This window comes from Bacillus sp. BHET2 (assembly GCF_005938125.1).
Classification (GTDB): domain Bacteria; phylum Bacillota; class Bacilli; order Bacillales; family Bacillaceae_B; genus Rossellomorea.
Genome location: NZ_VCQN01000007.1, coordinates 54,570 through 73,447, shown reverse-complemented (window position 1 = coordinate 73,447; position 18,878 = coordinate 54,570). Strand labels below are relative to the sequence as shown.

Below are 18,878 nucleotides of genomic sequence, written 5' to 3'. Positions count from 1 at the left end.
ATTTCAGTATTGGAGGGATTTCTGGACGGTTGAGTTGACGAAATAGAGGTCCGTCCCTCAAACAATTGAAAAAAGCACCCAATTGAATGGGTGCTTTTTTCGTCAAGAACAATTTAACTATTGTTGTTGACCGTATTTACCAGAAGCTTTCGCTTTGTTAGCTTCTGCTTGTTGGTTTTGTTGCTTCACTTGTTGAGCCGCTGTTGTTTCTGAAGCGAACTCAGTACCGAATTGTTGCTTAGCCGCACCAGCTTGAGCGTTTTGTTGTTTCACGTGTTGAACGCTTGTACCAGCTTGCGTTTTGTTTGGTTGTTTTGCCATTGTAATCACCTCCACGCTTATTAAGATAACCAAGCGTGGATTTCACTATTCGGACATTTTCAGGAAATACATTCCATTAAACGAGAAGTGAGCGACCACCATCTACAATGATGGTTTGACCACGGATCATGGAAGAATCGTCTGAAACGAGGAACATGACAGACTTCACAAGATCATCAATTTCCACCATGCGGCCGGCAGGCGTTTTACTGCGGGCATCTTCCAGGAGCTCTTCCCGGTTAGGGAAGTGTTTCAGCGCATCTGTATCGATTGCACCTCCGGATACTGCATTTACGATAATATCACGGGGTGCAAGCTCAACCGCAAGATAACGCGTGAGGGCTTCAACAGCCGCTTTCGAGACTCCCACTGTCGTGTAATTATCTAAATAACGGATGGAGCCCAATGAGCTGATACTCACGATGCGTCCGCCTTTGTCCATTAGTTTAGCTGCTTCCTGGGCACAGAATAATAGAGCCTTGCTATTGATGTTCATCGTCCAATCCCAATGAGACTCTTCAAGCTCCATGACAGGGCGCAAAACTCCTGACGCTGCGTTACTGACCAACACATCTAAACGACCAAATTCTTCTTTGATCTGTTCGAACATGGATTTGATTTTATCAACGTCACCTACATTTGCCCGAACAACAAATGCTTTACGGCCAAGCTTTTCGATTTGTTCAGCTGTTTCGAGTGCACCTTTTTTACTTCGTGCATAATTGACAACAATATCATACCCTTTTTGTGCGAGCTGAATGGCGATTTCTCTTCCAAGGCCTCGGCTACTGCCTGTGACTAATGCTACTTTCTGACTCATGTTTCATCATCCTTTCAATTTCATTTTCCAATTCGTCCAAAGCATAATCAAACTCTGAACACGCAAACTAATAAGAGCATATCAGTTTAATGGAGGAATGAGTTATGTATGTAGGTAGAGATATGACCGAACTTTCAATGATCCCAAAAGATGAATGGAAGAAAAGCGAACTTGCTTTCTTTCACCATTCACTACAACAAATAGTACCCTATTTGAACACAGAAGGACAATCGATTCACCGAGAAATCGTCGAAGAAATTGAAAACCGAGGCGGGTTGAATCGTAGAGAAGCCGATTATACCCATGGTACGAAAGTTAGCTACGACTGATTTAACGAACAGGAAAGGAGCAACCGGATCGGTTGCTCCTCTTTATTTTTGCAAGATACCTTCTCCCGCTTCCTTCCAAATTTTCTGATGAGAAACAGGAAAAGCATAAGCACCTAATTCTTCTCGGGTTACAGCAATCAGGTCACTGTCCTTGAGAATAGCGCTGTCGATTGAACCCACATAAACTTCAATATCCCAAATAATGTGAGAGAATATATGTTGGATTTTTGTTACAACTCCTGCTTTTAAGGAGCACCAGACTTTGTGCTCTTCCTCTATGAGATCAAGCAATTGCTTCCGACCACTGCTTGAAGTTCCAACTTCGAAATTCGGAAATTCCCATAAATTTGCTAGAAGCCCCTTACTTGGGCGTTTATGAATTACAACCCTGTCATCTTCTGTGAACAGGACTGCTGCTGCCATATTCATTTTGCGAGCCGCTTTCTTCTTCGATTTAATAGGAAGTTCAGTCTGTACCCCTTCTTCAAATGCCTGACAGTGCTCCCGAACAGGGCAAAGCAGACAAGATGGAGAAGTAGGCGTACAAATCAAAGCTCCAAGTTCCATCAATGCTTGATTGAAAAAGGATGGGTTTTCTTCAGAAATCAAGTTTCTCACAGCTTCTTCAAACACTTTTCTTGATGACGGTTTGGCAATATCCAGCCAAATGGACAATATGCGTGAAAACACCCTCATCACATTTCCGTCAACGGCAGGCTCAGGTTTGCTGTAGGCGATACTTAAAATCGCCCCTGCAGTATACGGCCCAACCCCTTTTAAAGAGGAAATTTCCTTTGGAGTATCAGGGACGACCCCTTCATACTTTTCGTTTACTTCTTTCACTGCAGTCTGTAAATTTCTGACTCTCGAGTAATAGCCGAGCCCTTCCCAAGCTTTCAGGATATCCTCTTCATCTGCTGTAGCAAGAGCGTCGATAGTAGGAAACTTCTCAATGAATCGGTTAAAATAAGGAATGACCGTATCCACTCTTGTTTGCTGAAGCATAATTTCAGATACCCAGACTTTGTATGGATCCTGGTCCTTTCTCCAAGGCAAGTCACGTTGTTCTCTTTGAAACCATGAAATTAAATCTTCCTGAAATTCCTCACGGTTGATGGTTTGTAAATGCTTTAATGGCTCTTCTATCAATTTTGTACCTCCAGGATGTTAAATGTTACATTGAATAGGGAATAAATAATTAAGGCTGTGTTTTTAAACCAATCAAGTTTATTTCTTTTACTCCACCGCAAATACATTCGTCCAATAATCCGAATAATAAATGACATCGGGACGTCCGCAGACGCCTTAACACATGAAAGTGGGATTCGGTTGGAACATTGAATCTTTCGATGTAGCGATTCGATTGGTCTTCGGCCTTCTCCCAATGAATATCAAAAGCATCATATTGTGGTAATGTCGCGACGATATTGTTCATAATCTGCTTATATTGAGGTTGGGAATTTTGTTTAATTTCATATTCTAAGTATATGTGTAATGAGTTTTTCATTGAAATAATCTCCTTTTAACCATATCATGTTCAACCATGAATACAAGTCATAAACAATTCTTAGAAATGAAGAGCCAAGGGAGGACTTTTTTTGGATACAGGCACTCATATTGTCATGGGCTTTGCTCTTGGGGGCTTAGCTACTTTAGATCCGGTTGTAGCCGAAAGCGCAGCCACGTCTCAAAGCGTGTTAGTTGCAGCAGTCATCGGCTCTCAAATACCTGATATCGATACCGTTTTGAAATTACGAAATAATGCTGTTTATATACGGCACCACCGTGGAATCACCCATAGTATTCCCGCGGTTGCTCTTTGGCCACTCTTAATAATTGCTTGTCTTTATCCATTTTTTCCTGAGGCAAATGTGCTTCATTTATGGATTTGGACATTTGTAGCCGTATTCCTCCATGTATTTGTCGACATTTTCAATGCATATGGAACACAGGCTGTCAGGCCGATCTCGTCGAAATGGGTCGCATTAGGGGTCATCAACACATTTGATGTAATTATTTTCGGCATTCATGTAGTGGGATTAATATTGTGGGGCATTGGATTACCGCCAGGAAAGACCTTTTTGGTCATGTACCTCGTGATTTTTGCTTATTATGTGTTGAGGTTTCAAGTTCAAAAAGCCGTAAAAAATGCCGTGAAGCGAAGAATTCCAAAAGCGGAAAAAATTATCGTTTCTCCGACAATCCGATTCTTCCAGTGGAGGTTAGCGATTGTAACGAAGGAGCATTATTATGTCGCACGTGCATTTAGACGCTCCATCACCATCTTTGAAAAATTCAAACGGGTTGCGATACCTGAAGATCCGGTGATTAATGCAGCAAAAAAAGATAAAAACCTTGCAGCCTTTCTTTCCTTTTCCCCCGTTTACAGGTGGGAAGTGGATGAATACGATGATCATTTTGAGGTTCGCTTCATTGATTTACGATACAGAAACAATGGACACTATCCATTTGTCGCCCTTGTACAGCTAGACAAAGACTTAAACGTCGTCAGCTCCTACACAGGCTGGGTCTTCAGCGAAGAAAAGCTCAGATCCAAAGTCGATATCGACATTATAATCGATTAAAGCAGTGAGGGACGGACCTCTTAATGGTCCGTCCCTCACTTTGTTTCATTAGTGCACCTGATTATCGTCGTTATCATCGATAAGGTGTTTGTATTTTGGGTTTTGGGCAGCAAATTCATGGATTTGTTCTCCATATGTATTCACCCATTGGCGAACGACTTTCTCTGTTACTACTTTCCCTTTATAATCGTAACCAGCTTTCGCGTAAGTGGCTTCGAAATCCTCCCAAACAAGCTCAATCCAGGTTCTCGCTTTTTCATATGAAAGCTTATTATTTTTTTCAATTAATAATTTTGTTAATTCGTGAAATGTTGACTCCATTTTGTCTCCTCCTTTTCCATATATTTAGTACCTGTTTTTATGATAATGTTCTTCTTTTCACCCATACTAAAGGTACGTGGTTAAGCTTAGTTGTGAATCTTTGCTTCTTCACGGTATGAGTCAGTAAATTTCACCTTTTAGGAGGCACATTATGCGAAATAAATCGACAGGGTTCCCCAACATGAATAACAATAAATTCGAAGGTGAACCGAGAGCAAAAGCTGAATATGCATCTAAAAGGGCTAACGGTACCATCAATACCCATCCACAAGAACGCATGAAATCTTCTGGAGACAGAGCTCACGACTCACTTTAATGAAGTAGGGGGTAGTTACGATGGCAAACATGAAAAACAACTTCTACCGAAATAAGTACAGCAGTCCATTTAACAAGGCATTCTACAATCCGAAGCATGCCCATTCCCAAGCAAATGGACAAACGACACAAACTCAAGACTTAATCATTCTAGAGAACCAAACACGCAAGCGTTCCTAGCCACTTTCAGAGGTCCGTCCCTCTTGACGGACCTCTTCCTTATTTCTTTTCCCCTGCTAAAAGGGATATAGGCAGAGCCTCTTCTTTTCCGTCCCCACCTAGGCGATATCCCCATGCGAATACTCCATTTAAGTAGTCCAGTTTGAAATAAGTACCTGGATCTCCTTCAATGGCATAGATCCCACCAGGCTTGTAAGCATCAGGATCCATTAAATAAGACTGTGCCATCAAAGCCTTACGCTCCAATACAGCAAACTCATTCACTATCCCCAGCTGCTCAGCTTTTCTTGCCTTCTCTTTCAATGAAGCAATCTCCTGCTTCAACTCATGCTCTGTCATCTCACTATATCTTCTCTCTTGTTCCATCCTCATCACCTCTACTAATAGTAGTATAGAGAAAATGATACAATAAGAAAAGCGGAAGCGGCTGGGTGGACCTGACAAGCACTTTTGCCCTCAAAAAAACTATCTCTACACACCAGAAAGGATGTTTTCAATATGAACACAGCCATAATCACAGGCGGAGGCTCCGGCTTAGGAAAAGAATTAGGTAAACTTCTAAGTCAGCAAGGGTTTCATATCTTCCTGATTGGGAGAACTCCCGATCGCTTAAAAGAAGCAGCTGCAGAAATTAAAAGCATTGGCGGGGAAGTATCTTATGCTGCATTGGATATCCGTTCCTTGGACGAAATTGAACAGTTCAATGAAAACCACCTTAAAGATCATACTGTTCAATTACTCATACATAACGCAGGCGTAGGCTATTTCGGTCCGTTCAAAGATTCTACCGAGGAGGAATTGCTCACTATGTTCGAGACCAATGCGCTGGGGCCAATTCGGTTAACGAAGGCGTTACTGAATAAACTGCAACCAAATAGCACCATCATGAACATTATTTCTACAGCCGGCCTTAGAGGGAAGAAGAATGAATCACTGTATGTAGCAAGTAAGTTTGCACTGAGAGGATTCGGTGAAAGCTTACAAAAGGAATATGAAGACTCTGACCTGCGGATTGTAAATGCCTATATGGGAGGAATGAATACGCCATTCTGGGAAAACAGCGATCATATCAGTGACCCTTCAAGACTTCGCTCTCCTAAAGAAGTGGCCGAATTGATCATCCAAGAATATCAGGTGAAAAACGAAATTGTCATCGAATCAAAAAAATAATGACGAAAGGCAGTCTTCTTGGAAAGAGGGCTGCCTTTTGACGGTGTCGGTGGCGTTCGCCGATAAAATCGTGATTTCGCCGTTATAATGACAATTTCGCCGATATATCCAGGATTTCGCCGTTAAATTTAAAATTTCGCCGATATAAATAAATTCAGCTAACTCATAAAAGGATTTTCTAATGTGAAAGTAGAATACATCTAGTACAAAACCTGATTGGAGTGATGAAATGATCGAAAAAGAACGAGTCATGCCTCGAATTATCCTCATATTGCAAGCTTTACTCCGCAGACTGCCGCAGAATCATCCAAAACAGCACTTAATATCTGATGAACTTGGTAAAAGAATGGCTGGATACAAAGGTGAGACCGCTTTAGACTATACATTTAGCTTTCTAGACCCCAAAACCCACTTCATTCTCCACGATCTTAGAATTCCTTTTAAAGATAGCTTCTTTCAAATAGACACTCTCATTATCACGACAAAATTCATTCTAATCATCGAAGTGAAGTACCTTGCGGGTGTGGCCTATTTCGATCCTGTATTTAACCAATTAATCCAAACAAAAGATGGGAGCGAAATTGCTTTACCTGATCCCACTCTTCAGATTAAAAGACAAGAAAGCCAACTAATCAAATGGTTGAATAAGTACGCATTCCCCTCAATTCCCATCTATTCTTATGTCGTTATGAGCAACGATCGTACGATCATCAAAACCTCTCCAGATAACAAGTCCCTTAATAAAGTCGTCATCCATCGACATTCTCTATTGGACAAGATAAATAGACTTGAGAATGCTGGTCATGGAATCGAGACAATCTCAATTAAGAACATTAAAAAATTAATTCGGACATTTAAAAGACATCACCAGGAAGCAAATCCATCAGTTCTAGAGAGATATAACATTATGGAGAAAGACCTACTAAAAGGAGTATATTGTGAAAAGTGCAATCACCTTCCTTTAGAAAGAAGGCATGGTACATGGTCATGTTTGAAATGCGAAAATAATAATAGCCATGCCCATATTCAAGCACTTAATGATTACGAACTTTTAATTTCACCCACGATCACGAATACAAAATTAAGAAAATATCTAGCAATTGAATCTCCTTATGTTGCAAAAAGGCTCCTCCAATCCCTCAACCTCCCAACCACAGGCACCAAAAAGGGGACTACTTATATCCTGACGTTCACTGAAAGACCAAAATGAAAAACCTGCCGATAATCTGACATTACTGAGACGTATTGAGGGACGGACCTCTCTCCCCGTGATTCTCAAATCGGCATTCAACCAGCATTTATTCCATCACAAAAGGCAGCCTTCCATAATGGAGGGCTGCCTTTTTGGAGGAGCGGCGTTCGCCGATAAAATTGTGATTTCGCCGTTATATCCAGAATACCGCCGTTATAAATATATAGAAGCGTAACCTTTTCATTACGGTGCAAATGGATAAAACATAAAGGCTACGAAAAATAATAGGACGGGGACTATAGAGACAGCGAATACATCAATCACTACCACGAATGCAATCCACACCCAGCGCGTACGATCTTTCTTGTTGAGATACTGCCGGATCATCCGGATGTTCACCAGGATCATGATGATTGCCACACCTAAGATAAAGAAAGGGATGACCCACTTTCCCATATCTTCAGCGTATCCTCCGTTAAACCATTCCTGTTTCTCTAAAGAATAGAAACCTGTTTGAATTTTAATAATGATTTCCCCTATTATAAAAATCAAGGCTGATCCAATCACTATTCCTCCAGCATACATCTTAAACTTTTTTGTTGTACCAATGAGCAGGAGCAGCGATACACCAACAAACAGAATCGTGACAATCTCCACAAGATCTCCCCCTTGTCATACGCTTTTCGTTTTAGAAGAAATCACTCTTCATTTTCTTTAATCTCTTCCAATAGCCTTTCGATATCCTCCATTGAGAAACCTTTCCGATACAAAGTTTGTTTCATCTTTTGCACATACTCATAGCCATCATACTTTGAACTAAGCTTTCTGTGTGCCTTCAATCCTTGATGATAAACAGCATCCCATCTTTCATCGTCATCACGTTCTGACTCAACTGTTTCCCATACGATTTTCATGACAGAACCGGGATAGCCTTTTCTCATTAGGTTTTGTTCAATCTTTTGTTTAGCAATCATCTTGGAATCTTTCCGGTATTTATGGAGAAGCTTTTCTGTCAGCGCGACCGCTTTGTCTACCTGCTTCTCTTGTGTAAAAGCGGCGAGTGCTTCCTCAATATGAGTGTCACCTACACCTTTTCTTCTCAATTCACCCCTGATCCATGTCGGTCCCTTATCAGCGGTATTCATCTGTGTCCCGACAAAGGCATGTGCGAATTCTAAATCGTTAATGTATTTAATTTCATCTAATTTATGAATCACTTCCTGGATGACGCCATCCTCAGGATCCCCTTCTTGTAAATGATCACGGATTTCTTTTTCTGTTCTCATGCGATAAGCTAAATACTGAATGGCTTTATTGAATGCTTTTTTCACATCATCTTCATACTGCAGCTCTGAAATCTCCAGCTCATCGACTTCCAGGCCTTTTCTGAGTTGAAACTTCGCCAGCACCGCTTCATCCACACTGAAGGAATACTTTCCATCTATAAATAAATTGTAACGCTCTTCGTTCTTCACTTGCTTCGTTATTTTCGTAATTTTACCCATTTTTTCCACCTCATCATAATCCTAACACATTCAACGTATGTTTTTTATTCTGAAGATAGGTAAAATAAGTAGTATAACTGGAGGGATGATGATGAAGATTGCCATAACGGGTGGAACAGGTTTTGTCGGTCAGGCTCTGACTGCGGAACTTCTCGAACACCACCATGAAGTAATGATCCTTACCCGGAACCCGGAAAAATACAATAATCATCCAGGGGTTACCTACGTCAAATGGCTATCCGACGGGGCAAAACCCGAAGAAGCGCTAGAAGGAATTCACACCTTTATCAACCTTGCAGGTGAATCGATCAACAGTGGGCGCTGGACGGATGAGCGAAAGAAGCGCATCATCAATAGCCGGATCAATTCAACTCAAGAAGTCATCAATATTATTAAGGCTTTAGAGGACAAACCGGCATGCCTCATTAATGCAAGTGCGATCGGCTACTACCCTTCTTCAACAACCAATACGTATACAGAAGTATCTACTGAAACAGCAGACAACTTCCTCGGGGAAACCGTTCAAATATGGGAAAAGGAAGCGCAGAAAGCAAGGCAGCTTGGCATCCGGGTGGCCTACTCACGCTTTGGAATCATTCTTGGTGAAAACGAGGGGGCTCTTCCTCGAATCGCACTCCCATACAAACTGTTTGCTGGAGGTACGGTTGGATCAGGGAAACAGTGGATGTCATGGATCCATATTAAAGATATTGCAAGAGCGGTTCATTTTATTGCTGAAACAGATACCATTTCAGGACCGGTGAACGTAACAACTCCATCACCTGTCATCATGAAAGAATTCGGGAAAACTCTTGGTGCCGTCCTTGGCAGACCGCACTGGATCCCTGTTCCACCACTAGCTTTAAAGGTGGCCATGGGTGAAATGAGTGCCCTTGTGTTAGAAGGACAAAAAGTATTACCAAGCGTCCTATTAGAACATGGCTTCAACTTCAAATACCCTGATTTAAAAAGTGCCCTGATTGACATTTATCATTAAACCATATGTATGTCCCTTCTTTTTCAAGGCGAAAATAGAAGTAATCTTGAAAAGAAGGGATGTACATAGGAATGGATAATAAGAAAAAGAAAGACAAAAACAAATCGGCTCTATCAAGCGCTCAGGAAGTAACATACTCCAGGGAATTTAAAGCAGCAGACCGTGCAGCGGGATTTAGCCCAAAAGCACATCGATAGTCAATTATTACCTAACTAGAAATCCTTATTTTGAAGAAAGATAAAGGTACAGGTTTGAGTCAGAGCCTGTACCTTTATTTTTTAACCAAAAGGGGATGTTCATATTGGGCAGATCACGCGGCCATAACAAACGGGGTAACAAAAACAGCCTGCCACAAACACCCGCTCAGCTCAAATCTGACGGTGTTGACGAAGAGTTCTCACGTGAACTTGCCGACCAGGCTGACATGGAAGCACAAGCTCGTGCCAATGCTGCAAACCAGCGAGCACGAGTGAAGAAAAACCAGTAGGAAAATCCCGGTAGTTAAAAAAGATAGGTTTGAGGAATTCATTAATAAGACCACCCTTGCTGTGAAGCAAGGGTGGTCCTATTTTCATTCATACTATAACCGGCTTTTTCTGTTGTTTGTCTTTATGATTAAACATTTGTTTCATATATGGCATCATCCAGCGATCCGCACCCCAACAATATGCCCCTCGCCCTGCGAAAAGAAGAATGATACCAGCTGTGTAAAGTATCGGATTTGTACTTACTGTTCCTGCTAATAAGAAGTTCAAGTTCATGAATGCCCCAGCCAAGAGTGCCGGAATTGTCATGAAACCAGCAATCAATCCAACTCCCACTAACAATTCTCCCCAGGGAATCAAGATATTGAACAGTTCTACATTCGGTATGGCAAATCCTTTTAGAAATTCGGCATACCATCCTTGTACAGCCGGGTGATCTCCTGTCGCTTTTGCCAATGTTCCTTGTAAGAAACCACCTGCATCAAAACCATCAGTCACTTTATGCCATCCTGCCTCCAACCATTGAACACCCAACCAAATTCTTAACACAGTCCAAACTACGCTCACCTTTTGATTTTCCCACCATCTCATGATGGATCATCTCCTTTAAGTTTATATTGTGAAAAAATTCACAAATGAAGATGCATTTAATTGCTTTTGTGTCATTCATGATGTATTGACTTCTACGTTTGTTAGTTTGTGAATTTATTCACATGTTATTTACACTTTTAATATACCCCTTCTCCCTGCTGAATACAATGGGTATTTGCGTCGTTCACAAAGGTGTCAAACTTCGGCGAAGACAGGATTACTTTTCGTTCTAAGGAGGCGATTCGTTAGTGGTTCAGCGGCTGTAGAAAGGGTTATTTTCAGCTGCTGATATCAATTTTTTGTCGTTCAATTTTAGAAGCTGTAGAAAAAGAAAGGCTTGACCAAAATCAGGAAAGGAAGCGATTAATATGGCTTTTTCAAAAAAAGATGTGAAAGAGACAGAAAATCTGCCTTTTCACATCACCAAACCCAGTATCTCATCCACCCATTCATCTTTCTCTTCCTCCCCAAGCACCTCAGACAAGAACCGATGGAGCCGTTTGAATTCAGGAACAATGCCCTTCATCACCTCAAACATCTCATCCGGATCCCGTCTGCATACCCAACTTGCAAGCATAGTTTGTTGATCCTCGGAGAATGGTGATCTTTCTCCTTCATATCTGGACCAGTCGCCTGGCGCATTCGGCACTCGTCCATTCTCCATATCCCACCCTGAAGCGATCGACCATCTTAACATGTCCAGGGAATGAAGAGCATAGTAGATCTCCCCCCGCTTGATCCTTCGATATACTTCATGACAGTGAGCAAAGAATTTACCTCTCCAGAGCTCGAATTCGTCAGGGGAAACGCTGTAATTCAGCGTTTGGGAACCATCAACCAGTTTCTTGACGTACTGAAAGGGATCATAGACAATCTCGGCTTCTGTCAAATAGACTGACGGTTGCAATGCTTCCATTTTAAAGTAGAAGGAGTCTACTTTTACAAAGCTTCGATAATGAGTTACGGTATGAGATGCCCACGGGAAATCTTCATAAAACAGGACCTTTCCCCATTTGCCTGCCCGTTCCTTTTTCTGTTTCCTATACTCATCGAAAACATGATCTTTCACGACTATCCGCAAATCTAAATCTGAATATCGGTCATGATTGCCCTTTGCCATGGAACCACCGTAGAAAAATGCGATAACATTTTCATCTTGAAGTAAATCGTGTTTAATAGCTTCTTTAATCTCTTCACGTTCACTTATTAACTGTTGATCTCTTACTTCATGCTTTGACTCTAATCCCGCACATTCAACATTCACATCCTTACCCCGATTTACGTTTCCACACTATTTCGATTAATCTTAAAACCAAATAAATGCTCAAAGCTGAAACAGCCATGAGGAGAAATGAGTTCGTGATCATATTAAAATCCATTTCCTTCATGGTACTTTCAATTTCTCCCTCAGTACTCATTTTGTGGATGATCCAGCCGTTGTACTCCAAAAATTCAAAGGAAAGGATTAACCCTGCAATAAAGCCGCCAATAACGGAAATCCAGCCTTTTTTCAAAAGATATCTCCCCCCCCTTTAGTGATTGATATATTTTACCATAAAACACCATTGGTTGAACGAAATTTTCTGATTATACCAAAGATAGAAACTTTCTTATTTCTCATTTATATTACATAATAGGGTTAAACAGTCCGGTTACGGGGGATGAAATGATGAAGTCACAGAATAAACTTTGGAGAATGTGGAAGATATTATCATTGGCATTATCGATTGTAGTAAGGGTCTATTGGTACCGTCTACGTGGGAAATCCCAATGGGAGAAGGATCAGCTTTGGGAGCGAATGGGAAAAGAGTTTAAAGAAACTCTTTTTGAATTGAACGGTGTCTTGATTAAGGTTGGGCAACTGTTAAGTATTCGCGAGGATTTGCTTCCGAAAGGATTTATTACTCAAATACAAGACCTTGTTGATCACGTTCCCCCTTCACCCTGGGAAAATATCAATGAAGTCCTGGAACGGGAATGGGGTCACCCCGTTTCGTCAAAGGTGCAAGCAATCGATCAAGAAGCCGTCGCTTCAGCATCCATTGGAGAAGTGTACAAAGCGACGCTTCCTGATGGAACCCAAGCGGCCATCAAGGTACAGCGACCGGAAATCCCTTCTCTTGTGAAGACAGATTTCAGGTCCCTTGCCATCATTATTTGGTTTGCGAGAAATTTCGCTCCGGTTCCAAAGGGATTCATTGATTTTAAGATGCTTTATAAAGAATTAAAGCAGGTGATTGAACAAGAACTGGATTTTTCTAAAGAAATGAATACGGCTCTTTCATTTAAGCAACGTTTCAAGGATGATCCGAACGTGAAGATTCCAGCTATGTATCCCGAGCTTTGCACAGATAAAGTGCTGGTGATGGAATGGGTGGATGGCGTCCGCTTGAATGATCGAAGTGCAATCGAATCGTATGGATTGGACGGACAGAAGCTCGCTCAGAGGTTGTTTCGCCTCTTTCTTCCTCAATGGCTCGAACCCGGGATCTTTCATGCTGATCCTCATGCCGGGAATATTCTCCTTCAGCCTGATGGTACCTTCGTTCTATTGGATTATGGAATGGTCGGGGAAATTTCCAAGCGGGATTCGGCTCACTTTCAAGAACTCCTGGAAGGGGTCCTTTTGAAAAACTTCAGGAAAGCAGCGGAATCACTGGCTCATTTGGGCTTTTTGCTTCCAGACGCAAGCCCGAAAACAATCGAGGCTGTTTTGAAGGAATTCGTCACCCTCGATATGGAACAGTTCAAAGAGATGGATCTGATTTCTGTAAAAAAAGAAATCAACGATATGGTGAAATCACTGCCTGTCCAGGTGCCTACCCGCTTTATCTTTTTGGGTCGCTCATTTGCGACCATAGAGGGACTTGTCCATACACTTAGCCCGGGTGAGGAAACCCTTGATGTGGTCAAACCAGCCTTTTTGGACTGGGTGAAGGATAGTAATACAAACAAGTGGGAGTTGTTAATGAAATGGGTGAGCGCACAACCATTGTTTCAAACGGTGCAAAAAGTTCGTCAACTGTTGGACTTTCCAGAAAAATCACTGGAACAAAAGGATCATCATCAGCAGAACGAATTTCAATTTGAGATATTTGAAAGCAGAAAGAAGCAAGCCTTTACCCTGTTACTATTGGGGTGCCTTGGCGGTTTCTCCGGATTGGGATTCGCCGTGGAGATCGTTTGGCAGGGGGGGTTTGCACTTGCTGGATTCGGTTTAATGGGATATTGGGTTACTTCCACTAGACAAAGAAGCTGGCTGAAAAGACTTAAGAATGGGCAACTGCATTAAATTCAAAAAGGTAACCTCGAATATAGGTTACCTTTTATCGTAAAATATAGGAAGGAGTGATATCATGACAATTCCTAAAAAAACCGTTTACTGATGCTACCGACCATATGTCAACATCCGAATAACTCACCCTTAGCATTAGATGTTCCACTCCGATTCGGGCTCATACTGATACTCCCCGAGCTCAATCCTGTTATCCCCAATAAACTGAATTCCTTCTGCTTCTAAGGAAAGCCTTTGCGTCATCATCTGCTCTTCATCACGAAAGCCGATTTCCCCTTTGCTATTGAGGACCCTGTGCCATGGTAGACTATATTTTTCACTCATGGAATGGAGAATCCTGACGACCTGCCTTGCCGCTCTCGGACTTCCTGCCCATGCAGCAACTTGGCCATATGTCATGACTTTGCCAGCCGGAATGCTTTGTATGATCTTCACCGCTCTTTCGGTAAAAGGCTTCATGTCCTTTCACCTCCCCGTTTCAGATTGATTGCCTATTCCATAGTCGCAAAAAATCAACCAGGGTCCCGGAAGGATCGGTTTCTCGTTAACAAGAAATCAGCTTCTTCCATGACCCTTTCTCCTATGTAGCGCCTATAAACCAAACCTTTTCCATTATGTACTTATTTCATTGTAATACGAAGTCCAGTATAGAGGAAATAATACCTTTAGCAAGTCGGGTTTCTAGAAGAATTGCTCCAATTATATTAAACTGTATATGAACTAATAGAAGGACGTGATAGAAAAATGGATATAAAACTGATTGCACTTGATATGGACGGAACGCTCGTCAATCATGAAGGAGAAGTATCATCTGAAAATGAACAAGCCATCCAGAGAGCAAAGGATAAAGGCATTCATGTTGTGTTAAGCACCGGCCGCTCCCTTTTCACTTGCCGGGACATCTCTGATGAGCTTGGACGTTCATCTTATCTTGTTACCGTGAACGGCGGGGAGATCTATGATCATGAATACAACTTAGTAGACAGCATCCCCCTTGATACGGACCTTGTGAAGCAACTTTGGGCGTTAAAAAAAGAGCATGATGTGTACTTCTGGTCCACTTCTTCTCAAGGGTTATTCAATAGTAAAAAACCTTTTGACCAAGAAATTGAATCCTATAATTGGCTTAAATTCGGATTCGACATCGAGGATGACGAAGTGCGCAAAGTAATGATGGACGAACTTGTAAAAAATGAAGCACTTGAAATCACGAATTCATCGCCTACGAATATCGAAATCAATCCTGCAGGTGTCAATAAGGCAGCAGCATTAGTGAAAGTGTGCAAGTGGCTGGACCTTTCCATGGATCAAGTCATGGCTGTGGGTGATAGCATGAATGACATTGCTATGATCCGGGAAGCAGGCTTCGGCGTGGCAATGGGGAACGGACAGAAAGCAGTGAAAGAGGCAGCTGACTGGGTAACGGGAATCAATACCGACCATGGTGTTGCTCAGGCGATTGATAAAGTGCTGGCAGAAATGGAATAAACAACTTGAAAGTGCCTGATTCAGGGAGAATCAGGCACTTTCTTTTTCCTTAAGGTCTATACCTTTTCTGTTACGTCTATACTAAGTAACAAAAACAAGGATTGTACCCATTATGTATCTAATATTCGTGGTTGTGGTTTACATACTGTTTGCAAAGTTCTTTATTGATTGGAAACGGTGGAAAGATTTCTACCCAACGATCCAATTTTATATCATTTGTAATCTCCTATATAACGTAATTTTTTATAAACATACATTATGGGAATATAAGGCGGTGACGGTAGACTGGTTGAATCATACGTTGATTGACCTGGTCTTCACCTTTTTCATCATTCCGGTGGTTATTATGATATTTCTTCGTTTCTATCCCTATGGGAAAAAGAAATTCCTTTACATTTCATGCTGGATAATCTATTTTACCTTCCTGGAATATTTATTTTTGAAAAAAGGGCTGTTCCTCTATGAAAATGGATGGACGATAGGATGGTCGGCCATATTCAATATCATCATGTTTTCAATTTTGGGATTGCATCATAAAAAACCGCTTTTTGCACTCATACTATCGGTTCCAATCATCGCCATGCTACTATGGATCTTCCATCCATCTTTTCATGATTTAAAGTGAGGGTGTTTCTATGAATTCTTTCTCTGCACCTGAATTTATTTTCCTGGTTTCAGCTGTGTATGCAACCATGGCTATTTATCTCATGATCTTGAAACGGAAAAAGTAAAGCATGTTGATAGATCCTAAAAGAGGCAATATAAAGGGGCTGAGACATAACCAAATCAATATAATCGAAAGACGAACAATCAGGATATAAGACCATGTTAGGGTTTCTTGTGACACCGCTGTTGATTTCCGTGCAAGACTTCGCTTTCCTCGGGGCGGAAGGCGAGCCTCCTCGTCGCTGACGCTCCTGCGGGGCCTCACCTATACCGCTTTTCCCGCAGGAGTCTTCGTCTTGCACTCCAATCAACAGCTAGAACCAGTTAAATACACTGTGTATGCTTTTAAAATAACATTAAAAAATCCGAACGTTTTCGATTTTCATGAAAGAATATCGAATAATCGTTCGGATTTTTCTTCGGCTAAAACCCTTTTGTCCCAGCCTCTTTATATGTTATTTCACAATGATCTCACCATTTTCCACTGCCACAGCTATATCGGTCACCCCTTCTTCATCAAGAAGTAAATCGGCAATCTTATCTTCCAATCTTTCCTGAATCACACGACGTAATGGACGCGCGCCAAATTCAGGGTGATAGCCAAGTTCAACAAGTTTGTGCTTCGCTGCTTCATCGACGGTCAGGTGAATCTCTTGTTCCTTAAGTTCGATCTGCAATTCATTCAGCATGAGCTCAAGAATCTGGAGGAGTTCATCTTTTTCCAGAGATTGAAATTCAATGATACTGTCGAAACGATTCAGGAACTCAGGTTTAAAGTAAGCTCCGAGTGATTGTAGAATAGTTGTTTCCTTTATCGCATCTGTGCCTCCAGTGTTAAACCCGACGACTGCTTCCTTCTTGTCTGTCACCCCTGCATTACTTGTCATGATGATCACAGTCTCTTTAAAGCTGACCGTTCTCCCTTGACTGTCAGTAAGACGTCCATCCTCAAGTATTTGCAGGAACATATGCTGAACATCTGGATGTGCTTTCTCAATCTCATCTAATAAAATGATGGAGTAAGGATTTCTTCTCACCTTCTCCGTGAGTTGACCGGATTCCTCATGACCTACATAACCTGGAGGGGAACCAATCAGTTTAGAAACAGAGTGCTTTTCCATGTACTCACTCATATCTAATCGAAGCATTGAATCCTTAGATCCAAACATTTCTTCAGCCAGAGTTTTCGTTAATTCTGTTTTCCCTACCCCGGTTGGTCCGACGAATAGGAACGTCCCGATTGGACGATGCTTCGCTTTAAGTCCTGCACGACTCCGGCGGATTGCTTTTGCCACTTTCTTCACCGCTTCTTCCTGTCCAATCACCTTATGGGACAAGTTATCTTCCAGTGTTTTCATTCGGGTTCGATCGTCACTTTGCAGTTTTCCAACAGGAATGCCTGTTTTCGATTCGATGATGGTTTGGATCAGTTCTTTTTCAACAACCGCTTTGGAATCAGAAGAACCTTCACCGATTTGTTTTTCAATGTCTGTTTCCTGATCACGAAGGATGGCTGCTTGCTCGTAATTCTCCTCTTTCGTTGCTTGTTCTTTTTTCACCCGTACTTCATTTAGTTTCTTATGCAGAGCCGTCTGATCTTTTCCTTCTGAAAGCAGGTTGACTTTTGATCCTGCTTCATCCATTAAATCAATGGCTTTATCCGGTAAGAATCGATCTTGAATATATCTGTCGGAAAGTTTCACACAAGCCTCCAATGCTTCTTCTGTAAAATTCACTCCATGATAATCTTCATATCGATCTTTCAATCCTTTCAATATTTCAATGGCTTCAAGAGGGGTCGGCTCGTTCACCATCACAGGTTGGAACCGGCGTTCGAGTGCCGCATCTTTTTCAATTTGACGGTACTCCTTCAGCGTCGTAGCACCAATAACTTGCAGTTCCCCACGGGCAAGAGACGGCTTTAGAATATTTCCGGCATCCATTGAGCCTTCTGCAGATCCGGCACCTACTAATTGATGGATTTCATCAATAAAGAGCATGACGTTTTTTCGGTTTTGGAGTTCGCTGATGATGGTTTTCAATCGTTCCTCGAATGAACCGCGTACGCCTGTACCTGCTGTCAATGATGCAACATCTATCACGTAAACTTCTTTATCTAATAGTTTGGACGGAACATCACCTGCTACTATTTTACGTGCCAATCCTTCTGCAATGGCTGTTTTCCCGACACCGGGCTCACCGATCAGTACCGGGTTATTTTTATTTCTGCGATTTAGAATCTCAATGACACGGTCCACTTCTTTGTCCCGACCAATAACGGGGTCGATCAGACCTGCTTTGGCAGCCCCTGTCACATTTCGACCAAACTGATCAAGAATTCCGTTGTTCCCATTTCCACTTTGGGTGTGGGAAGTAGGTTGACTATGCTCAGCACTCGCTCCCATATTCATATCTTTAAATAATTCATCAAAGGGGAAACCACCGTGCATTCCAGAAGGTGCCTGCTGCTTTTGAAAGCAAGTTGAACACATCTTGATACTGGACTTCTTCCCATTTACTTGTGAATATACTTCTACAGTTGCTTGATTATGTTGACATACTTGGCATTTCATTAAACATGACCTCCTAAATTTCATTTATATAAATTCATTTATAAA

At 41.7% G+C, this 18,878-nt stretch carries 25 protein-coding genes; 12 read left to right on the top strand and 13 right to left on the bottom strand.

The annotated features are described in order from the left end of the window. Positions 1-117: 117 nt before the first annotated feature. On the bottom strand, positions 118-321 hold the full coding sequence (locus FGG79_RS19540) for a gamma-type small acid-soluble spore protein (protein ID WP_138781439.1): 204 nt from the start codon (positions 319-321) through the stop codon (positions 118-120). A 76-nt stretch (positions 322-397) separates the two neighbouring features. Next, a complete protein-coding gene (fabL, locus tag FGG79_RS19535) occupies positions 398-1,141 on the bottom strand; it encodes an enoyl-[acyl-carrier-protein] reductase FabL (protein ID WP_138781437.1) in 744 nt (247 codons plus the stop codon). A gap of 104 nt (positions 1,142-1,245) precedes the next feature. Here fabL and FGG79_RS19530 point away from each other — a divergent pair, with 104 nt between their 5' ends. Further along, positions 1,246-1,470 carry a hypothetical protein gene (locus FGG79_RS19530; protein WP_138781435.1) on the top strand — a complete coding sequence of 75 codons (225 nt, stop codon included), beginning with the start codon at positions 1,246-1,248 and terminating at the stop codon, positions 1,468-1,470. A 42-nt stretch (positions 1,471-1,512) separates the two neighbouring features. Here FGG79_RS19530 and mutY read toward each other — a convergent pair whose 3' ends face one another. Together mutY and FGG79_RS19520 are read right to left on the bottom strand one after the other, a co-directional pair. Further along, complete coding sequence (mutY, locus tag FGG79_RS19525) at positions 1,513-2,619, bottom strand: A/G-specific adenine glycosylase (protein WP_138781433.1); 1,107 nt, start codon at positions 2,617-2,619, stop codon at positions 1,513-1,515. Between the two features lie 49 nt (positions 2,620-2,668). After that, complete coding sequence (locus FGG79_RS19520; protein WP_138781431.1) at positions 2,669-2,977, bottom strand: hypothetical protein; 309 nt, start codon at positions 2,975-2,977, stop codon at positions 2,669-2,671. A 91-nt stretch (positions 2,978-3,068) separates the two neighbouring features. On the opposite strand from FGG79_RS19520, the gene FGG79_RS19515 reads away from it, so the two are divergent. Next, positions 3,069-4,055, top strand: coding sequence for a metal-dependent hydrolase (locus FGG79_RS19515; RefSeq protein ID WP_138781429.1), 987 nt, complete (start codon positions 3,069-3,071; stop codon positions 4,053-4,055). A gap of 48 nt (positions 4,056-4,103) precedes the next feature. On the opposite strand, the gene FGG79_RS19510 is transcribed toward FGG79_RS19515, so the two are convergent. Continuing rightward, positions 4,104-4,376 carry a YfhJ family protein gene (locus tag FGG79_RS19510; RefSeq protein ID WP_138781427.1) on the bottom strand — a complete coding sequence of 91 codons (273 nt, stop codon included), beginning with the start codon at positions 4,374-4,376 and terminating at the stop codon, positions 4,104-4,106. A gap of 151 nt (positions 4,377-4,527) precedes the next feature. Between FGG79_RS19510 and FGG79_RS19505 the strand changes: the two genes are divergently transcribed. Together FGG79_RS19505 and FGG79_RS19500 are read left to right on the top strand one after the other, a co-directional pair. Beyond that, positions 4,528-4,692, top strand: coding sequence for a small, acid-soluble spore protein K (locus tag FGG79_RS19505; RefSeq protein ID WP_138781425.1), 165 nt, complete (start codon positions 4,528-4,530; stop codon positions 4,690-4,692). A gap of 20 nt (positions 4,693-4,712) precedes the next feature. Continuing rightward, entirely contained in the window at positions 4,713-4,871 is a 159-nt protein-coding gene (locus tag FGG79_RS19500; protein ID WP_082051311.1) for a YpzG family protein, read from the top strand. 39 nt (positions 4,872-4,910) lie between these two features. On the opposite strand, the gene FGG79_RS19495 is transcribed toward FGG79_RS19500, so the two are convergent. After that, positions 4,911-5,237, bottom strand: a complete 327-nt coding sequence (locus FGG79_RS19495) for a YfhH family protein (protein WP_138781423.1) — start codon at positions 5,235-5,237, stop codon at positions 4,911-4,913. Between the two features lie 132 nt (positions 5,238-5,369). Here FGG79_RS19495 and FGG79_RS19490 point away from each other — a divergent pair, with 132 nt between their 5' ends. After that, a complete protein-coding gene (locus tag FGG79_RS19490; protein WP_138781421.1) occupies positions 5,370-6,041 on the top strand; it encodes an SDR family NAD(P)-dependent oxidoreductase in 672 nt (223 codons plus the stop codon). Between the two features lie 229 nt (positions 6,042-6,270). Continuing rightward, complete coding sequence (locus FGG79_RS19485; RefSeq protein ID WP_138781419.1) at positions 6,271-7,251, top strand: nuclease-related domain-containing protein; 981 nt, start codon at positions 6,271-6,273, stop codon at positions 7,249-7,251. A 225-nt stretch (positions 7,252-7,476) separates the two neighbouring features. Here the strand turns inward: FGG79_RS19485 and FGG79_RS19480 are convergent, their stop codons facing one another. Together FGG79_RS19480 and recX are read right to left on the bottom strand one after the other, a co-directional pair. Then, on the bottom strand, positions 7,477-7,890 hold the full coding sequence (locus FGG79_RS19480; RefSeq protein ID WP_138781417.1) for a hypothetical protein: 414 nt from the start codon (positions 7,888-7,890) through the stop codon (positions 7,477-7,479). Between the two features lie 41 nt (positions 7,891-7,931). Next, on the bottom strand, positions 7,932-8,738 hold the full coding sequence (recX, locus tag FGG79_RS19475) for a recombination regulator RecX (protein WP_138781415.1): 807 nt from the start codon (positions 8,736-8,738) through the stop codon (positions 7,932-7,934). 91 nt (positions 8,739-8,829) lie between these two features. Here recX and FGG79_RS19470 point away from each other — a divergent pair, with 91 nt between their 5' ends. The 3 genes from FGG79_RS19470 (at position 8,830) to FGG79_RS19460 (ending at position 10,222) form a co-directional block, all read left to right on the top strand. After that, complete coding sequence (locus FGG79_RS19470; RefSeq protein ID WP_138781413.1) at positions 8,830-9,735, top strand: TIGR01777 family oxidoreductase; 906 nt, start codon at positions 8,830-8,832, stop codon at positions 9,733-9,735. Positions 9,736-9,806: 71 nt separating this feature from the next. Beyond that, the gene (locus tag FGG79_RS19465; protein ID WP_138781411.1) at positions 9,807-9,932 is read left to right on the top strand and encodes a YfhE family protein; all 126 of its coding nucleotides are present in this window, start codon (positions 9,807-9,809) and stop codon (positions 9,930-9,932) included. Positions 9,933-10,036: 104 nt separating this feature from the next. Beyond that, positions 10,037-10,222 carry a YfhD family protein gene (locus FGG79_RS19460; RefSeq protein WP_138781409.1) on the top strand — a complete coding sequence of 62 codons (186 nt, stop codon included), beginning with the start codon at positions 10,037-10,039 and terminating at the stop codon, positions 10,220-10,222. An 88-nt stretch (positions 10,223-10,310) separates the two neighbouring features. Here FGG79_RS19460 and FGG79_RS19455 read toward each other — a convergent pair whose 3' ends face one another. The 3 genes from FGG79_RS19455 to FGG79_RS19445 all read right to left on the bottom strand — a co-directional run bounded on the left by FGG79_RS19455 (position 10,311) and on the right by FGG79_RS19445 (position 12,325). Next, entirely contained in the window at positions 10,311-10,811 is a 501-nt protein-coding gene (locus FGG79_RS19455) for a DoxX family protein (protein WP_138781407.1), read from the bottom strand. 415 nt (positions 10,812-11,226) lie between these two features. Beyond that, complete coding sequence (locus FGG79_RS19450; protein WP_138781405.1) at positions 11,227-12,075, bottom strand: nucleotidyltransferase domain-containing protein; 849 nt, start codon at positions 12,073-12,075, stop codon at positions 11,227-11,229. A gap of 4 nt (positions 12,076-12,079) precedes the next feature. Further along, positions 12,080-12,325 (bottom strand): hypothetical protein, encoded by a 246-nt coding sequence (locus FGG79_RS19445; RefSeq protein WP_138781403.1) that lies wholly within the window; start codon positions 12,323-12,325, stop codon positions 12,080-12,082. Positions 12,326-12,480: 155 nt separating this feature from the next. Here FGG79_RS19445 and FGG79_RS19440 point away from each other — a divergent pair, with 155 nt between their 5' ends. Then, a complete protein-coding gene (locus FGG79_RS19440; RefSeq protein WP_138781401.1) occupies positions 12,481-14,103 on the top strand; it encodes an ABC1 kinase family protein in 1,623 nt (540 codons plus the stop codon). A gap of 138 nt (positions 14,104-14,241) precedes the next feature. Here the strand turns inward: FGG79_RS19440 and FGG79_RS19435 are convergent, their stop codons facing one another. Then, positions 14,242-14,565 carry an MGMT family protein gene (locus FGG79_RS19435; RefSeq protein ID WP_138781399.1) on the bottom strand — a complete coding sequence of 108 codons (324 nt, stop codon included), beginning with the start codon at positions 14,563-14,565 and terminating at the stop codon, positions 14,242-14,244. 285 nt (positions 14,566-14,850) lie between these two features. Here FGG79_RS19435 and FGG79_RS19430 point away from each other — a divergent pair, with 285 nt between their 5' ends. Together FGG79_RS19430 and FGG79_RS19425 are read left to right on the top strand one after the other, a co-directional pair. Continuing rightward, complete coding sequence (locus FGG79_RS19430; protein ID WP_138781397.1) at positions 14,851-15,594, top strand: Cof-type HAD-IIB family hydrolase; 744 nt, start codon at positions 14,851-14,853, stop codon at positions 15,592-15,594. A gap of 112 nt (positions 15,595-15,706) precedes the next feature. Continuing rightward, positions 15,707-16,219, top strand: a complete 513-nt coding sequence (locus FGG79_RS19425; protein WP_138781395.1) for a CBO0543 family protein — start codon at positions 15,707-15,709, stop codon at positions 16,217-16,219. 496 nt (positions 16,220-16,715) lie between these two features. Here FGG79_RS19425 and FGG79_RS19415 read toward each other — a convergent pair whose 3' ends face one another. Further along, the gene (locus FGG79_RS19415; RefSeq protein ID WP_138781393.1) at positions 16,716-18,833 is read right to left on the bottom strand and encodes an ATP-dependent Clp protease ATP-binding subunit; all 2,118 of its coding nucleotides are present in this window, start codon (positions 18,831-18,833) and stop codon (positions 16,716-16,718) included. Positions 18,834-18,878 lie beyond the last annotated feature (45 nt).

What these genes read in the sequence shown, in the direction of transcription:
- FGG79_RS19490 (WP_138781421.1), top strand. Translation starts at nt 5,370, where the DNA reads ATGAACACAGCCATAATCACAGGCGGAGGCTCCGGCTTAGGAAAAGAA.
- FGG79_RS19540 (WP_138781439.1), bottom strand. Translation starts at nt 321, where the DNA reads ATGGCAAAACAACCAAACAAAACGCAAGCTGGTACAAGCGTTCAACAC.
- FGG79_RS19485 (WP_138781419.1), top strand. Translation starts at nt 6,271, where the DNA reads ATGATCGAAAAAGAACGAGTCATGCCTCGAATTATCCTCATATTGCAA.
- FGG79_RS19495 (WP_138781423.1), bottom strand. Translation starts at nt 5,237, where the DNA reads ATGGAACAAGAGAGAAGATATAGTGAGATGACAGAGCATGAGTTGAAG.
- FGG79_RS19470 (WP_138781413.1), top strand. Translation starts at nt 8,830, where the DNA reads ATGAAGATTGCCATAACGGGTGGAACAGGTTTTGTCGGTCAGGCTCTG.
- FGG79_RS19435 (WP_138781399.1), bottom strand. Translation starts at nt 14,565, where the DNA reads ATGAAGCCTTTTACCGAAAGAGCGGTGAAGATCATACAAAGCATTCCG.
- FGG79_RS19530 (WP_138781435.1), top strand. Translation starts at nt 1,246, where the DNA reads ATGTATGTAGGTAGAGATATGACCGAACTTTCAATGATCCCAAAAGAT.
- FGG79_RS19415 (WP_138781393.1), bottom strand. Translation starts at nt 18,833, where the DNA reads ATGAAATGCCAAGTATGTCAACATAATCAAGCAACTGTAGAAGTATAT.
- FGG79_RS19520 (WP_138781431.1), bottom strand. Translation starts at nt 2,977, where the DNA reads ATGAAAAACTCATTACACATATACTTAGAATATGAAATTAAACAAAAT.
- FGG79_RS19440 (WP_138781401.1), top strand. Translation starts at nt 12,481, where the DNA reads ATGAAGTCACAGAATAAACTTTGGAGAATGTGGAAGATATTATCATTG.
- fabL (WP_138781437.1), bottom strand. Translation starts at nt 1,141, where the DNA reads ATGAGTCAGAAAGTAGCATTAGTCACAGGCAGTAGCCGAGGCCTTGGA.
- FGG79_RS19455 (WP_138781407.1), bottom strand. Translation starts at nt 10,811, where the DNA reads ATGAGATGGTGGGAAAATCAAAAGGTGAGCGTAGTTTGGACTGTGTTA.
- recX (WP_138781415.1), bottom strand. Translation starts at nt 8,738, where the DNA reads ATGGGTAAAATTACGAAAATAACGAAGCAAGTGAAGAACGAAGAGCGT.
- FGG79_RS19430 (WP_138781397.1), top strand. Translation starts at nt 14,851, where the DNA reads ATGGATATAAAACTGATTGCACTTGATATGGACGGAACGCTCGTCAAT.
- FGG79_RS19510 (WP_138781427.1), bottom strand. Translation starts at nt 4,376, where the DNA reads ATGGAGTCAACATTTCACGAATTAACAAAATTATTAATTGAAAAAAAT.
- FGG79_RS19425 (WP_138781395.1), top strand. Translation starts at nt 15,707, where the DNA reads ATGTATCTAATATTCGTGGTTGTGGTTTACATACTGTTTGCAAAGTTC.
- FGG79_RS19465 (WP_138781411.1), top strand. Translation starts at nt 9,807, where the DNA reads ATGGATAATAAGAAAAAGAAAGACAAAAACAAATCGGCTCTATCAAGC.
- FGG79_RS19505 (WP_138781425.1), top strand. Translation starts at nt 4,528, where the DNA reads ATGCGAAATAAATCGACAGGGTTCCCCAACATGAATAACAATAAATTC.
- FGG79_RS19500 (WP_082051311.1), top strand. Translation starts at nt 4,713, where the DNA reads ATGGCAAACATGAAAAACAACTTCTACCGAAATAAGTACAGCAGTCCA.